Origin of the sequence: Microvirga sp. M2 (genome assembly GCF_047497095.1) — a bacterium.
Taxonomy (GTDB): domain Bacteria; phylum Pseudomonadota; class Alphaproteobacteria; order Rhizobiales; family Beijerinckiaceae; genus Microvirga.
Window position 1 is genome coordinate 3,629,283 of record NZ_CP134063.1, and the last position, 15,044, is coordinate 3,644,326.

The 15,044-nt window shown below is 64.4% G+C and carries 13 protein-coding genes, 2 tRNA genes and 2 pseudogenes; 7 read left to right on the forward strand and 10 right to left on the reverse strand.

All coding sequences use genetic code 11. The features are described from left to right. Window positions 1–45: 45 nt before the first annotated feature. Both RE429_RS17245 and RE429_RS17250 read right to left on the reverse strand, forming a co-directional pair. A pseudogene (locus tag RE429_RS17245) lies at window positions 46–1,372 on the reverse strand (tripartite tricarboxylate transporter permease). Then, on the reverse strand, window positions 1,372–2,040 hold the full coding sequence (locus RE429_RS17250; protein ID WP_414471935.1) for a tripartite tricarboxylate transporter TctB family protein: 669 nt from the start codon (window positions 2,038–2,040) through the stop codon (window positions 1,372–1,374). The pseudogene RE429_RS17245 and the gene RE429_RS17250 overlap by 1 nt, the downstream one beginning before the upstream one ends. Window positions 2,041–2,482: 442 nt before the next feature. Between RE429_RS17250 and RE429_RS17255 the strand changes: the two genes are divergently transcribed. From RE429_RS17255 to RE429_RS17265, 3 genes are all read left to right on the forward strand, one after another. Next, entirely contained in the window at window positions 2,483–3,151 is a 669-nt protein-coding gene (locus RE429_RS17255) for a TerC family protein (protein WP_414471936.1), read from the forward strand. 68 nt (window positions 3,152–3,219) lie between these two features. Then, a complete protein-coding gene (locus RE429_RS17260; protein ID WP_414471937.1) occupies window positions 3,220–3,921 on the forward strand; it encodes an AzlC family ABC transporter permease in 702 nt (233 codons plus the stop codon). Further along, window positions 3,918–4,241, forward strand: coding sequence for an AzlD family protein (locus tag RE429_RS17265; protein ID WP_414471938.1), 324 nt, complete (start codon window positions 3,918–3,920; stop codon window positions 4,239–4,241). The genes RE429_RS17260 and RE429_RS17265 overlap by 4 nt, the downstream gene beginning before the upstream one ends. Here RE429_RS17265 and RE429_RS17270 read toward each other — a convergent pair. The 6 genes from RE429_RS17270 to RE429_RS17295 form a co-directional block, all read right to left on the reverse strand. Continuing rightward, window positions 4,206–4,634: a low molecular weight phosphatase family protein gene (locus tag RE429_RS17270; RefSeq protein ID WP_414474233.1), complete on the reverse strand. Its 429-nt coding sequence runs from the start codon at window positions 4,632–4,634 to the stop codon at window positions 4,206–4,208. The two genes, RE429_RS17265 and RE429_RS17270, sit on opposite strands and share 36 nt — an antisense overlap. Before the next feature lie 54 nt (window positions 4,635–4,688). Continuing rightward, the gene (locus RE429_RS17275; RefSeq protein WP_414471939.1) at window positions 4,689–5,174 is read right to left on the reverse strand and encodes a UPF0262 family protein; all 486 of its coding nucleotides are present in this window, start codon (window positions 5,172–5,174) and stop codon (window positions 4,689–4,691) included. A gap of 16 nt (window positions 5,175–5,190) precedes the next feature. Continuing rightward, complete coding sequence (gene hisD, locus RE429_RS17280) at window positions 5,191–6,483, reverse strand: histidinol dehydrogenase (protein ID WP_414471940.1); 1,293 nt, start codon at window positions 6,481–6,483, stop codon at window positions 5,191–5,193. After that, window positions 6,483–6,920, reverse strand: a complete 438-nt coding sequence (locus tag RE429_RS17285) for a DUF2948 family protein (RefSeq protein ID WP_414471941.1) — start codon at window positions 6,918–6,920, stop codon at window positions 6,483–6,485. Before RE429_RS17285 ends, hisD begins: the two co-directional genes overlap by 1 nt. 338 nt (window positions 6,921–7,258) lie before the next feature. Beyond that, a complete protein-coding gene (gene murA, locus RE429_RS17290) occupies window positions 7,259–8,548 on the reverse strand; it encodes a UDP-N-acetylglucosamine 1-carboxyvinyltransferase (RefSeq protein ID WP_414471942.1) in 1,290 nt (429 codons plus the stop codon). Between the two features lie 62 nt (window positions 8,549–8,610). Beyond that, a complete protein-coding gene (locus RE429_RS17295) occupies window positions 8,611–8,781 on the reverse strand; it encodes a hypothetical protein (protein ID WP_414471943.1) in 171 nt (56 codons plus the stop codon). A 168-nt stretch (window positions 8,782–8,949) separates the two neighbouring features. Between RE429_RS17295 and hemA the strand changes: the two genes are divergently transcribed. The 3 genes from hemA to RE429_RS17310 all read left to right on the forward strand — a co-directional run bounded on the left by hemA (window position 8,950) and on the right by RE429_RS17310 (window position 10,570). Further along, a complete protein-coding gene (hemA, locus tag RE429_RS17300) occupies window positions 8,950–10,176 on the forward strand; it encodes a 5-aminolevulinate synthase (protein WP_414474234.1) in 1,227 nt (408 codons plus the stop codon). A 65-nt stretch (window positions 10,177–10,241) separates the two neighbouring features. Then, window positions 10,242–10,316, forward strand: a tRNA-Thr gene (locus RE429_RS17305). 179 nt (window positions 10,317–10,495) lie between these two features. Further along, a tRNA-Val gene (locus RE429_RS17310) sits at window positions 10,496–10,570 on the forward strand. 87 nt (window positions 10,571–10,657) lie between these two features. Here the strand turns inward: RE429_RS17310 and RE429_RS17315 are convergent. Further along, window positions 10,658–11,785, reverse strand: a complete 1,128-nt coding sequence (locus tag RE429_RS17315) for a hypothetical protein (protein ID WP_414471944.1) — start codon at window positions 11,783–11,785, stop codon at window positions 10,658–10,660. A 15-nt stretch (window positions 11,786–11,800) separates the two neighbouring features. Beyond that, complete coding sequence (locus RE429_RS17320; RefSeq protein ID WP_414474235.1) at window positions 11,801–13,171, reverse strand: MBOAT family O-acyltransferase; 1,371 nt, start codon at window positions 13,169–13,171, stop codon at window positions 11,801–11,803. A gap of 743 nt (window positions 13,172–13,914) precedes the next feature. Between RE429_RS17320 and RE429_RS17325 the strand changes: the two are divergent. Further along, window positions 13,915–15,001: pseudogene (locus tag RE429_RS17325) on the forward strand (IS3 family transposase). Window positions 15,002–15,044: the final 43 nt, after the last annotated feature.

A 15,044-nucleotide genomic window follows, 5' to 3' on the forward strand; every position in this document is an offset into this window, starting at 1 on the left:
ATGGTTATGTGTTTACATTGTGGGCAGGACAGCCCCGAAGGCAAGCTACTCCGTGAACACCTCGTCCCTGCCCTTTCGGATCGAGGGCAGGAGCGCCACGACGAGCAGGATGACCGCCACGGCGAGGAGCGCCGCGCTGACCGGATGATCGATGAAGGTCGAGAGCGACCCGCGCGACAGGATGAGGGCGCGGCGCAGGTTCTCTTCCATCAGCTTGCCCAGCACGAAGCCGAGCAGCATCGGGGCTGGCTCGAAGCCCAGCTTGATCAGCGTATAGCCCACGAGGCCGAAGAGAGCGATGAACATCACGTCGGTCGGCAGGGAGTTGATCGAGTAGATGCCGATGGAGCAGAACATCAGGATGGCCGGGAACAGCATCCTGTAGGGCACCTTCAGCAGGCGCACCCACATTCCCACCATCGGCAGGTTGATCACGAGCAGCATCAGGTTGCCGACCCACATGGACGCGATCATGCCCCAGAACAGGCTCGGGTTCTTGGTCATGACCTGCGGTCCCGGGATGATGCCGTGGATAGTCATGGCGCCGACCATGAGGGCCATCACGGCATTCGGTGGGATGCCGAGCGTCAGGAGCGGGATGAACGAGGTCTGGGCACCGGCGTTGTTGGCCGATTCAGGGCCGGCGACTCCCTCGATGGCGCCGCGGCCGAAACGGCGCGGATCCTTCGCGATCTTCTTCTCGAACGTATAGGACGCGAACGGACCGAGGACCGCGCCGTTGCCCGGCAGGATGCCGAGGATCGCCCCGATGAGCGTGCCGCGGATGATGGGCTTGTAGGATTGCTTGAAATCCTCCCGGTTCGGCAGCAGGCGGCCGATGGCCTTGCGCACCACGTCGCGGTGCTCGGTGTGATCGAGGTTGCGCATGATCTCGGCGATGCCGAAGATGCCCATGGCCAGCTCAGAAATACTCGGTCGGGCCGAAGATCAGGGCCAGGCCCGTGAGCGGCGCGCCGAGCGCCGCGATGACCAGGGTCGCCACCGTTCCCGCGAAGAAGGATCCGATCGCCGCGATGCCGAGCGCCACGCCGGCCCGGCCCTGGCGCGCCATCTGGTGGCCGTCGAGAGCCGTCACCACGGAGGTCGCCTCGCCCGGGATGTTGACCAGGATCGCCGTGGTCGAGCCGCCGTACTGGGCGCCGTAATAGATGCCGGCCAGCATGATGAGGGCGCCCGTCGGGTCGAACCCGAAGGTGATGGGCAGCAGCATGGCGATGGTGGCGATCGGACCGACGCCGGGCAGAACGCCGATCAGGGTGCCGACGAGGCAGCCGAGAAAGGCGAGGAGCAGGTTCTGCAGGCTCAAGGCGACGCCGAAGCCGAGGCTCAGATTGGACAGAAAGTCACCCATCAGATCCTCCCGCTGTGGTCGGCGATGTCGATTGTCGTGTTTCGGGATCCCTTCGTCCCGAAGAAGACTGCGATCGCGGCCACGATCAGGACGGCCGCGGTGGCCCGCATGATCGCCTTCTGGGACCATCCGGCTGGAAAGAGGCCGGCGAGCTCCTGCGGGAAGACCGGGATCGGCAGATTGAGCAGGTCGCCGAAGAGCAGCATGCAGAACGGCGTCAGGCTCAGGCTGAGGATGAGGAGTTCCCTGAAACGGGCCTCGGGCGTGGCGTATCCGCCGAGGATGATCCCGAGCGGTCCCGCCACCACCAGGCCGAGGCCGGGCAGCGCCAGGGGGCCGAACGAGAACGGCCGGATCGTCACGGCGAAGGCCAGGATGGACAGGATGATGAAGAAGGGACCGCGCAGGCTCCAGCGCTCCAGCGGCTCCCCGTCCCGGATGAACCCATAGGCGACCAGGGCCAGGCCGGACAGGCCGACCCCGACGGCGAGCCAGCGCGGCAGCATCGCGGGCCCCATGGCGTTGAGCGTGCCCTGATCGAGTTCCCGCGTGAGCCAGAGCGCCAGCGCGGCGAGAGCGATCAGGAGAATGCCGCCGGCTATTCCCTGCGGTGCGCGAACCGCCCCATGGCGTCCGGCCACGCCGGAGCCTTCGTGAGAAGCTGACATGATTGACCTCCGACGGGCGCTTAACCCGCCTTCATTGTTCCGCTTGAGTTGTGCCCAAGGCCTCGGCCCGGATCAAGCTTCGAGCGTCCGGGGCCCCAAGCTTTCTCGACGGTTTCACGGGATTTTCCAGAACTGGCCCCTTGGAACGAAGCCGGATGAAGATCCTTATACGGCACAGGCACCCCTTGAACGCATGGACGGGACGGCTTGATCGGCCGCGCCATGTTGTCTAGATGAATGCCGTTATAGCCAGGCCGGGCCCCTCTGGTCGCTCATACTTTGGGCGGCGATGTCGGACTGGATGAACCAGGGCAGCCTGGATTCGTTCAAGAAGACGGGAGCACCTGAACCCGAGGCCGGTCCAGCCGGCTATCCGGTGTGGGACAATCGTCTCCGCGAGAGAATTCTATGCGCTGCCCTTCAACCGACAATGAGGCAACGCATGTTCGAACTCTCGCAATATCTCTCCCCCGAGATCATCGCCTTTCTGATGGTGATCGGCATCGACCTGGCTCTGGCCGGCGACAATGCCATCGTCATCGGCCTCGCCGCGGCCGGCCTGCCGAAGGAGCAGCGCAACAAGGCCATCCTGCTCGGCGTCATCGCGGCCACCGTCCTGCGCATCATCTTCGCGCTCGTGACGACGCAGCTCCTCCAGATCGTCGGCCTGCTCCTCGCCGGCGGCATTCTGCTGCTGTGGGTCTGCTGGAAGATGTGGCGCGAGCTGCGCACCAGCCACGCGGACGAGGCAGCCGCCGGAGAGGCGCTCGAAGACAAGGACCTGAACCACGACGGCACCGTTGCCGGAGGCGCGCCGCGCAAGACCTTCGCCCAGGCGGCCTGGCAGATCGTGATCGCCGACGTCTCGATGTCCCTCGACAACGTGCTCGCCGTGGCGGGAGCGGCGCGCGAGCATCCCTACATCCTGGCGTTCGGCCTGCTCCTCTCCATCGCCCTCATGGGCATTGCCGCCTCCTACATCGCCCGCCTGCTCCAGCGTTATCGCTGGATCGCCTATGCGGGTCTGGCGATCATTCTCTACGTGGCCCTCAAGATGATCTATGAAGGCTTCCACGAGATCTATCCCTACGTGAACGCGATGGCCGGTTGAGAAACGCCGGACTCGACCTTCGTGTCGATTGACGGCGGAGAGACGGGAGGGCAGAGAGCTTAACCCTCATGCACTCCTCTCTCCGCCCTTTCTTTTCCCAGGCAGGCCTTCGCCACGGCGCGCGCGCCGCGTTGCCCGCCTTCCCCGGCTTCATCATGTTCTCCGCCGCGTTCGGCACGGCGGCGGCCCAGAAAGGCCTCTCCCTCGCCGAGGCGATGGGCCTCTCCGCCTTCGTGTATGCGGGCGCCTCCCAGATGGTCGGGCTCGAGGTCTGGCAGCAGGTCTGGACGCCCACGACCATTCTCACCATCATGACCGTCACGGCCGTCGTGAACGCGCGCATGATCCTGCTCGGCGCGACCGTCCAGCCCTGGCTGCGCCATGAGCCGATGGCCCGCAACCTGCTCAATCTCTTCCTCATCACGGAAGCGGGCTGGCTCGTCGGCACGCGCTACTACAACGAAGGCGGGCGCGACGTCGGCGTGCTTCTCGGCGCAGCCCTCATCCTCTGGATCGTGTGGCAGATCGCAACGATCGTCGGCTTCTTCGCCGGGGCGCTCGTGCCCGAGCCGAAGACGTTCGGGCTCGATTTCGTCATGCCGATCTTCTTCAGCGTCATGCTGGTTCCCCTCTGGAAGGGCGCACGCCCCGCCCTGCCCTGGCTCGTGGCGGGCGCCGTGTCCTTCGTGACCCATGCCCTCCTGCCGGGATACGGCTACATCGTCGCCGGCGCCCTGGCCGGCGTCATCGCCGGGATGCTGATCGAATGAGCGGGTTTGGCGCCTTCATCGCGAGTCCCTGGGGCTCGGCTCTCGCCATTGCGGCCATGGCGCTCATCACGTTCCTGTGCCGCATCGGCGGCCTCGTGCTGATGAGCCATGTGCGGATCACGCCGCGGATCGAACGCGGGCTTCGCGCGCTTCCGGGCTCCATCATCGTCGCGACGATCCTGCCGGCGGCCCTCGACGGCGGCTGGCCCGCCTTCGCGGCCCTGAGCGCGGCCGTCGCCGCCATGGCGACCACGCGCGTCGACATTCTCGGCCTGGCCGCGGGCCTAGGCGCCCTTTCCGTCATCAGGGCTTTTCTGTGATCCCTTGAGCCGGGTGCGAATGCGGTACATCAGCCCGTCGCGGATGTCGCGATAGGCGTCGAGCACATGATCGCGCGAGCCCTGCACGATCGCCGGATCGGGCGTCGGCCAATACTCCACATCCGCCGCGATGGTGCGCGTCAGTTCGAGCGCGGCGTGATGGGCCTCCGGCGAGAGCGAGATGATGAGGTCGAAATTGAGCCCCTCCCATTCCTCCAGCTCCGCCAAGGTACGCGGCCTGTGCTTGGATGCATCGATGCCGATTTCCGAAAGGGTGGACACCATGAAGCCATCGGTCTCGCCCTTGCGCACGCCGGCGGACTGCACGTAGATGGACCGGCCGAAATAGTGACGGGCAATCGCTTCGGCCATGGGAGAGCGGACAGCGTTCATCGCGCACACGAACAGAACCGAGTGGATCCGCTTCTGGGGCGTTTCCTCCAAGCGTCAGCCTTTCCAGTGAAGCGCGAAGATCAGCGTGAACAGGCGTCGTGCGGTGTCGAAATCCACATCGAGCTTGCCGTCGAGGCGCTGCCGCAGCAGCTCGGCGGCCTCGTTGTGCAGGCCCCGGCGCCCCATGTCGATGGCCTCGATCTGCGCGGGCGATGCGGAGCGGATAGCCTGATAATAGCTCTCGCAGATCATCTCGTAATCGCGAATGACCCTACGGAACGGCGTGAGCGACAGGTGGTGGGACACGAGATGCGCGCCGTCCTGAGCCGAAACCTCGAAGCAGAGCTTCTTCTCGATCAGGGAGATGCGCAGGACGTAAGGACCGCCCTCGTAGTTCGGCAGGGAGAAGGAATTCTCCTCGAGAATGTCGTAGATGGCGATGGCCCGCTCATGCTCCTGATCGGGATTGCCGCGGCCGATGGATGCCTCGTCGAGGGTGACCGCTACGAGGCGGCACCTCTCCTTCGTTGTGCTCGACATCCCCCCTCCGCAGGCCTCACAGGTTCAGGCGGATCGCCACGGACCGGGCGTGCCCCTCCAGCCCCTCGGCGCGCCCGAGAGCGATGGCTGCGGGGCCGAGCGCGCGCAAGGCAGCGGGATCGCACTTCAGGATCGAGGATCGCTTCATGAAGTCAAGCACCCCGAGGCCGGAGGAGAATCGTGCGGAACGCGCCGTCGGGAGAACATGATTGGGGCCGCCCACATAGTCGCCGATGGCTTCGGGCGTATGGCTGCCGAGAAAGATCGAGCCCGCATTGCGAACCCGGCCCGCCAGTTCCTCCGCATTCTCGGTCTCGATCTCCAGATGCTCGGGGGCCAGGCGGTCGACGAGCGGGATCGCGTTCTCGAGCGTGTCGATGAGAATGATCGCCCCGTAATCGCGCCAGCTCGCCCCGGCGATCTCCGCCTTCGGCAGGGTCTGGAGCTGATGCGCGACCGCCCGCTCGACGGCATTCGCCAGGGAGGGGCTGTCCGTCACGAGGATCGATTGCGCCGCGGGATCGTGCTCGGCCTGAGCCAGCAGGTCGGCGGCGATCCAATCGGGATTGGCATGTCCGTCCGCGAGGATGAGCACCTCGGACGGGCCCGCGATCATGTCGATGCCGACCTGGCCGAACACGCGCCGCTTGGCGGCCGCCACATAAGCGTTGCCGGGTCCGACGATCTTGGCGACCGGTGTCACTGTTTCCGTACCGTAAGCCAAGGCCGCGACGGCCTGCGCGCCGCCGATGCGGAAGACCTCGTCCACGCCGGCCAGACGCGCCGCCGCCAGCACGAGCGGGTTCGTCTCGCCCCGTGGCGTCGGCACCACCATGGCGATGCGGGGAACGCCCGCGACCTTGGCCGGCACGGCGTTCATCAGGACGGAGGACGGATAGCTCGCGCGGCCGCCGGGAACGTAGAGCCCCACCGACTCGATCGCCGTCCAGCGCCATCCGAGGGTGACCCCGAGAGCGTCGGTCGTCTGGCTGTCCTGGGGACGCTGGGCGAGATGATAGGTCTCGATGCGCTCCTTCGCGAGGGCGAGCGCGTCGAGGGCCTCCTGCGAGCACTGGCCCTCGGCCGCGTTGATTTCCTCTTCGGAAACCCGCAGCGTTTCCGGCTGCAGCGCCAGACCATCGAAGCGATAGGTATAGTCGATGAGCGCCTCGTCGCCCCCGGCGACCACGTCCTCGATGATGGCGCGGACCGCCTGATCCACGTCCTCGGACACCTCGCGCTTGGCAGAAAGCAGGGCCGCGAAATCCCTCGGGAACGAAGCGTTCCGCGTATCGAGCCGCAGAACCATCACAGACGCTCCGCCTGAGCCAGGTCTTCGTGCTGGGGACGGCTTTCGGCGGCCCAGACGGGGCCGGTGTCTTTCATCTGCATTTCGATGCACTCCAGGTCCACCTGGATGGCCCCGCCGTCGGCAAAGATCAAGGTGGCAGTGCCGGAAGGGGAGTCCCGCTCCTCGAATGCGATCGCAAGAAGGTTAAGAACGGCGTCCTTGTCGGTCTGATCGATTCCGCGCACGCGCACCGCCTTCACATGCTCGAAATGCATGCAGGTCAGCCGGCGCTGGGGCGTATCGGCCTCCCAATCGTACCGGCGCGTCTGGATCGCGAACCGGCGCTCCTTGGGCAGGTAGACGATATCCCCGACCCGCAGGAGCGAATCCTGCAGGTGTGTCGAGATGACAGCCAGATCGTCCGGGTCGAACGCAACGAGTCTCAGAAGGTCCATGGCTCTTAACCTATGTTGGGCTCTAAACCTATGTTGAACTTTGATGTTTAGGTAGAGAGCCCCTGCCCTCCGCGCAACCTGTGGTCCGGCGCCCCGGTTCGGACTTTCCGCCCAAGAGGCGCGCTTGCCCGATCGCGAGGGCTTGACGGCGAAAGGGATTGCCCGGGGCGCCGCTGGCGGGCCCCGGGTTCATCACCGCCGGCGATGCAGGATGAGGTGCACTGTCGCCGCTGCGCTCGTTCCTGAATCGTCAGCGGTGATGGCGAAGAAGATGGGAACGACCGAGGGAAGCCATGCGGCCGCAAGCGCGGCGGCCCAACCGCATGGCCTTTCGCTCGTCAGCCTCGCAGGCGCTCGATCGCGGCTCCGCACCGGGCGAGCTTGGCCTCCAGGGCCTCGAAGCCGCGGTCGAGATGATAGACGCGGTTGATGGTGGTCTCGCCATCGGCCACGAGCCCGGCGATCACGAGGGAGACGGAGGCACGCAGGTCCGTCGCCATCACGGGCGCTCCCTTCAGGCCCGGAACGCCGTCCACATAGGCGCTGTCGCCGTCGAGACGGATCCGGGCGCCCAGGCGGGCCAGTTCCTGCACATGCATGAACCGGTTCTCGAAAATCGTCTCCCGGATCCGCGACGTGCCGTTGGCGCGGGTCATGAGAGCCATGAACTGCGCCTGCAGGTCCGTCGGGAAGCCGGGGAAAGGATCGGTCGTCACATCCACGGCCTGGAGGCCGTTGCCGTTGCGGCGGATACGGATGCCGCTGTGGGTGGAGGAGACCTCGACCCCGGCCTGGCCGAGGGCGTCGAGAGCCGCCTGCAGATAGTCGGGACGGGTATTTTCCAGCACCAGATCGCCGCCCGTCATGGCCACCGCCATGGCATAGGTGCCGGTCTCGATGCGGTCGGGCATCACGTCATGGGACGCCCCGTGGAGGCTGGTGACGCCCTCGACCACGATCTCGGAGGTCCCGGCCCCCGTGATCTTGGCGCCCATCTTGACGAGGCATTCGGCGAGATCTGCCACCTCGGGCTCGCGGGCGGCGTTGCGGATCACGGTGGTGCCCTTGGCGAGCGTCGCCGCCATCAGGGCCACATGCGTGCCGCCCACCGTCACCTTCGGGAAATCGATCTCGGCGCCGTGGAGGCCCTTGGGGGCGGTCGCGACCACGTAGCCGCCCTCGATCTCGATGGCCGCGCCGAGCCTGGCGAGAGCCATGATGAGAAGGTCCACCGGACGGGTGCCGATGGCGCATCCGCCCGGCATGGAGACCTTGGCATGGCCGAATCGGGCGACCAGCGGGGCGATGACCCAGAAGCTGGCCCGCATGGTGGAGACCAGCTCGTAGGGCGCGCAGGTGTCGATGATCGTCCTGGCCGTCAGGCGGATGGTCTGGCCGGTCTCCGAGGACTGGCCGGGCCGGCGGCCCGCGATGGAATGGTCGAGGCCGAAATTGCTCATGATCCGCAGGAGGGAGGAGATGTCCGCAAGTCTCGGGACGTTGCCGAGTTCCAGGGTCTCCTCGGTGAGCAGGCTCGCGATCATGAGGGGCAGGGCCGCATTCTTGGCGCCGGAGATCGGAATCAACCCATTGAGAGGCGCGCCGCCCCGGATGCGAATGCGATCCATGAAATCTTATCCCCTTTTGAACTGGTCAATGCCGACGCTATGCGCGTCCTTGACAATATAGGCTAGTCGGACGGCTTGTCGCGTTCAGGCGCAACATCGGAGCATTCCGCATCGGTCGAGGCAGCCTTGGCCGCCTGCTGGCGTCCGCGCGCCTGCGCCTTACGTTTTCTCAGGTTTTCCTTTAAAGCCGCCTTAAGCCGCTCAGCCTTGTCTTGCGATTTCCCGTCAGTCATGGTTCACGCGACCCATCGTCGCCTCGTCCAATAAAGGCTTCGCAGGCGGCCCTCAACCGCAATATCGAAGTTTCGACCTTTGACCAGGATCAATGCCATCTGGCATAATGCGCGCGCACAATCCCCGGGCCGCAATCCCCGGCATTGCGTTGCCCACCCGGTGAGATGATGGATTATCAGACCTATTTTACGTCAGCCCTCGACCGCCTCCAGGCGGAGCGTCGCTATCGTGTCTTCGCCGAGATCGAGCGGCAGGCGGGCCGCTTTCCCCACGCCATCTGGCACAGCCCCGAGGGCCCGCGCCCCATCACGGTCTGGTGCTCGAACGATTATCTCGGCATGGGCCAGAACCGGGACGTGACCCGCGCCATGGTGGAGGCCGCCTGGCGGCTGGGCACCGGCGCCGGCGGCACCCGCAACATTTCCGGCAACAGCCATCCGATCGTCGCGCTCGAGGCCGAGCTCGCCGACCTGCACGGCAAGGACGCCGCCCTGGTCTTCACCTCGGGCTACGTCTCGAATCAGACCGGCATCTCGACGCTCGCGAAGCTGATTCCCGGCTGCCTGATCCTGTCGGACGCCCTGAACCACAACTCCATGATCGAGGGCGTGCGCCAGTCGGGGTGCGACAAGGCGATTTTCCGCCATAACGATCTCGCGCATCTGGAGGAGCTGCTCCAGGCCGCCGGCGACCGGCCGAAGCTCATCGTGTTCGAGAGCGTGTATTCCATGGACGGGGACATCTCCCCGATTCACGCCATCTGCGATCTGGCCGAGCGCTACAACGCCATGACCTATCTCGACGAGGTCCATGCGGTGGGCATGTACGGCCCCCGCGGCGGAGGCATCGCCGAGCGCGACGGCGCGATGCACCGGGTCGACGTGATCGAAGGCACCCTCGGCAAGGCCTTCGGCGTGATGGGCGGCTATCTGACCGGCACGAAGGCCGTGATGGACGCCGTGCGCAGCTTTGCCCCGGGCTTCATCTTCACGACCGCCCTCCCCCCGGCCGTGGCCGCGGCCGCCACCGCCTCGATTCGGCATCTGAAGGCCTCCTCCAAGGAGCGGCAGATGCAGCAGCGGCAGGTGGCGCGCACGAAGCAGGTCCTCAGCGGCCTCGGCCTGCCGATCATGGATACGGTGACCCACATCGTTCCCGTCATGGTCGGGAACGCGGAGGCCTGCAAGGCCGCCTCGGACCGCCTGCTGGAAAAGCACGGAATCTATATTCAGCCGATCAACTATCCCACCGTGCCACGGGGCACGGAGCGCCTGCGCATCACGCCCGGGCCGTTCCACACCGACGCGCATGTCAACGCCCTGGGGGCAGCGCTTGTGGAAGTCTGGGGCGCCCTGAGACTCCCCTTGGGCCAAAAAGTGCAGGCCGCCGAATAAAAGATCGATTTCAATCTTGCACAGAGGGCCGCGCTGTGGCACTAAGCGGCCCTCCTCGTTGGCGGGCTGCCGTAGCTCAGTGGTAGAGCACTCCCTTGGTAAGGGAGAGGTCGAGAGTTCGATCCTCTCTGGCAGCACCATCGACCTCCTTGAAGGTTCCATACCTTTTCGGATCGACCCTCCGAACGCCTTCGTCTCGGCGAGACTTGGCGGCACATGTGCGGCATTTCAAATGCTTCCCATCGGAACGGAAGATCTCAAGGCCTTAGAGGTTTAATTCCTCATCGTCCCACACGGCGGAACCTTCGTTATGGGTTCTGGGCGCGTAGCTCAGTGGGAGAGCACTACGTTGACATCGTAGGGGTCGCTGGTTCAATCCCAGCCGCGCCCACCATTCCACGCAGCAGCCGACGTCCTACGGCATAGGGCGTGAAATCGACCCTGCATCCGGTGCTGTCAGTCTCTGCTCTTGAGCATCTTTTCACGCCAAACCGGTACCCGGTTTTTCGCACTCGATGCGCGAGAGGGAGATACCGGTTCCCTTCTCACCCGCGTCTGCGCCTCTTGCCTGCGATGAGGCGCGGGTGCGGGGCGGGAAAGCCATCGATGCCCTCTCCCGAAGATGTCGCAGCGCCGCGGCGATATCGTCTTCCATCCTGCGCGCGATGGGGTGGCGATAATGGATCTGGTCGATGAAGAAATCGGTTCTCTCCAGCTCCGGACGATCAAGCCACCAATCGACCACAGCCGTGTTAGGCCGCCTCGCCACGAGATCGGTGAAGGCTTGCCGGCAGGCCTGTTCCGATGTGTAGCGCGGAGTTCCCGGCTTCGGCTGTTTTACGGAGAACACGGGCGGGAACACCAGAACGACAGAAACGTCGGCAGGGAGAGTCGTCAGTCTCTTTTCCAGCACCTGGACCGCCGGGAACGATCCGTCGGGATAACCTCGCTGATCATTTCCCTGCTTGAACAGGCCTTCGCGCCGGCGTCGAGAATCCGCAAGGATCTCGGCATAGAAGGGCTCATAATCCCAATAGCCGTCCATCGCCGACTGCGCCTTCGCGCTTCGGATAAGACCCAGACGTCGCCCCGCCTGCTCGAGGCTGCTGACGCTGAGCAGACCGGAGACGTATTCGAAGGGGGAGTTGCTGAAACGCCAGAACGGAAAGGGGTTCTCACCCACGCGCTTGGGATCCTGCGCGCACCATGTGTCCCGGTTGATACTGATCACCAGGGCCTCCGCCGTGCCGTCATGGTGCTTCATGAACCAGTCCATGACGGTGATCTGCTCGGGAATCAGTGTCCCCGGCACGGAGAGCTGTGCGAAGGGAAGCCCTGTGAGCTCGGTCAGCCGCGACGGCTTGATGAGAGCGATTGTCGAGTTGCCGATGACCGCCGCCTTGAATTGCGGGCTGCGGCCGACGCTGGCTGTCGCATTGACATCCTTCTGCCCGTAAAGATTGGGCTCACCCGAGAACGGGGACCGCCCCGTGTCATAAGGATCGATCAGGTAAAGGCCGCCTAGCAGCGCCAGGAACAAACCGGCAGTGGAGCAGACCGCCCACGATACGAACCGGCTCCAGGCGTGATGGTGTGCTTCTGCGATCATGGGATCTGCCACCCGTCAAAACTGGAAGTAGATGAATTCGTAATTCGCCGCGTCCCCGATCTGGAACAAAACAGCCAGGAGCGCCCCGGCAAAGCCGACGGCGATCCAGCGCCGAGGCGGAGCCAGCTTGGCAACACTCCACGCCGTTGGTCCAAGGCAGGCCACGGCCGCGGCGACGGCAATCGCACGCCACTTGAACGCCGAGCCGAGCGGCGCGATGCCGAACAACCCCTCGTAAATTCTCAGTGCCGCATCGAAGTTCGGGGCCCGGAACAGCACCCAGGCGAACATGACGAACAGCATCGTCAAGACCCAGCCCGCAGCAGCCGGCATGCGCAACCCTGCCCGGCGCCAGACGGCACCCGCCGCGAGCCCGAGCCCGTGCGCCATGCCCCATGCGACGAAGGTCAGGCCGGCCCCGTGCCAGAGGCCGCCCAGCGTCATGGTCGCGAGGAGTGCGCAGAGTTGGACGGCCATGCCATTCCGGCTGCCGCCGAGGGGGATATACAGATAATCGCGCAGGAAGCGGGACAGCGTCATGTGCCAGCGCCGCCAGAAATCCTGCAGGGACGTGGCGTTATAGGGCCTGTCGAAGTTGGGCGGCAGGACGATCCCGAGCATCAGGGCCATGCCCAGAGCCATGTCCGTATAGCCGGAGAAGTCGAAATAGATCTGGAACGTGAAGCCGAGCGTCCCCTGCCAGGCCTCGGCGACCGAGACACTCCCTCTGGAGGCCAGATCGAAGATCGGGTTGACGTACTCCGCCAGAGGGTCGCTGATGAACACCTTCTTGACCAGGCCGAGCGTGAGCAACATGAGACCGCGCCCGAAACGCTCCGCCGCATCCGGGCGCTTATACGGTCTCTCTTCGAACTGGTGCATGATTTCGCTCCAGCGGACGAGCGGGCCGGCAAGCACCTGCGGAAAGAAGGCGATGTACAGCGCATAGCGGACAAGGCCGTAGCGTGGCGCGCGTCCGGCTTTGAGATCGACGAGATACATCACGTGGTGGAAAGTGAAGAACGAAATGCCGAGCGGCAAGCCGATGTCCCACTTCGGAACGGCGACACCAGGAATGAGACCGGCCCACCCCGTGAAGAAGTTGAAGTATTTGAAGACCCCGAGGACGATCAGATTGGCAACAAGAGCCAGTGTGATCAGCCCCCCTTGCCGCGTCCGCAAAAAAGCTTGGGCGACAAGCCAGTTCACCCAAATCGAGACTGCGAGAAGTGGCGTGAAGCGCCAGTCCCAATAGCTGTAGAAGACGAACGAAAGCAGAAGCAGGAGAGGAAGCCGCCATTGCGGCCTGAATTGCTCGACAGCCCAATGGAGCATCAGGGATGCGGGAAGAAAGAAGAGCAGGAACGCAAGCGAATTGAAGAGCATGAGGAGACCGGACATCGGTTGGTTCACCGGGTATCGAGGCCTCGGCGCTCAGAAACCTTTATCCGGATCTTCGAAGATCCTCGCTGAGGTAACTGTATCTAGTCAATGCCTCAAAGAATATCCAATAGGATAAGTTGAGTAATGTACTAAAATAGTCGTAATGTAATTACTAAACGTTCAGGTTTTTTGAAAGTACTGTAGATATACTCGACCGCGCTGCTTACTGGAAAGTTTATCCGTGGTTCAGCAGTTTAAAATCGTACCACAGCGGTGCCCTGTTCATCACGGCGCATTTCATCCCGCCTGATCCCCAAGACGTCAGCGATTTCGTCAGCGGTTTCGCCCGAGGCGATGATACCCTCCCTCGCACATGCCACCGCTACGATGGCTCATGTCGCGCCACCCGCATCAAGAACGACATCGCATCCGAGGTTGCGCCGCACGGCTGCCTTCACGAAGCGCCCGGCCCGACGAAGCGGCAGGAGAGCGTCAAGCACGAGAGTGCCAGTCTCACTCCCTGGTCGGCCACCAATGATCCGGTGGCAGGACGAAAGCCCGCCTCTCGCAAGCAACTCCTTGCAAATGTTCGTCCTAAACGGACGCGCCTCCTCCGGAGCGTTCTTGGTTGCCGGGTCCTGATCAGAAGTTGGGGGGCAAAGTTTGATCTGAGCCCGTAAAACTGGATCGTTTTTGGTTGGAGTTTTCCGCGCTAGGATCCCGGGCTGGGAACGGAGCGGACAACGATGAAAGCCTCGCAGTTTTCGGACGCCCAGAAGGCGTTCATCCTCAAGCAGGGCCAGGACGGCGTGCCGGTGGCGGAGATCTGCCGCAAGGCCGGGATCAGTCAGGCGACCTATTTCAACTGGAAGAAGAAGTACGATGGGCTGCTGCCGCCGGAGATGCGGCGGCTCAAGCAGCTCGAGGACGAGAACGCCAAGCTGAAGAGGATCGTCGCCGATCTGACCCTCGACCGCGAGATGCTCCAGGACGTCATCCGCCGAAAACTGTAAGGCCTGCTCGCAAGCGCAAGCTGGTGGACGGGGTGCGTGGCGAGTGGGGGGGCGATCCGGCGGGCGTGCCGGGTGCTCGATGTGGACACCTCGACCTATCACTACAAGTCCCGTCGCCCCGAGCAGGCCGGCCTCGAGCGGCGGATCCGGGAGATCTGCCAGACCCGGGTGCGCTATGGCTACCGGCGCGTCCATGTTTTGCTGCGGCGTGAGGGCTGGCGCGTCAATCACAAGAGGACGCGCCGGATCTACAGGGAGCTGGGCCTGCAACTGCGCAGCAAGACGCCCAAGCGGCGGGTCAAGGCGAAGCTGCGCGGCCACGCGGCCGAACGAGACCTGGGCGATGGACTTTGTGCATGACCAGCTCGCCACCGGCCGGAAGCTGCGGGTCCTGACCGTGGTGGACATCTTCTCGCGCTACTCACCGGTGATTGATCCGCGCTTCAGCTATCGGGGCGAGGACGTGGTGCAGGTGCTCGAGCGGACCTGTGCCGAGATCGGCTATCCGACGACGATCCGGGTCGACCAGGGCTCGGAGTTTGTCAGTCGTGACCTGGATCTGTGGGCCTATGCCAGGGGTGTCACGCTCGACTTCTCCCGGCCCGGCAAGCCGACCGACAACGCGTATATTGAAGCCTTCAACGGCCGCTTTCGGGCCGAGTGTCTGAACCAGCACTGGTTCCTGACGCTTGCCGATGCGCGCGAAAAGATGGAGGATTGGCGTCGATACGACAATGAGGATCGGCCACATGGCGCCCTTGGGCATAAGCCTCCGATCTCACTGACAAATCACGGCAGCACAGCCAGCCTGCCGCCGTGAACGAGGCCGGAAAACTCTAGCCTCCGGTGATCCAAAGAAGGGG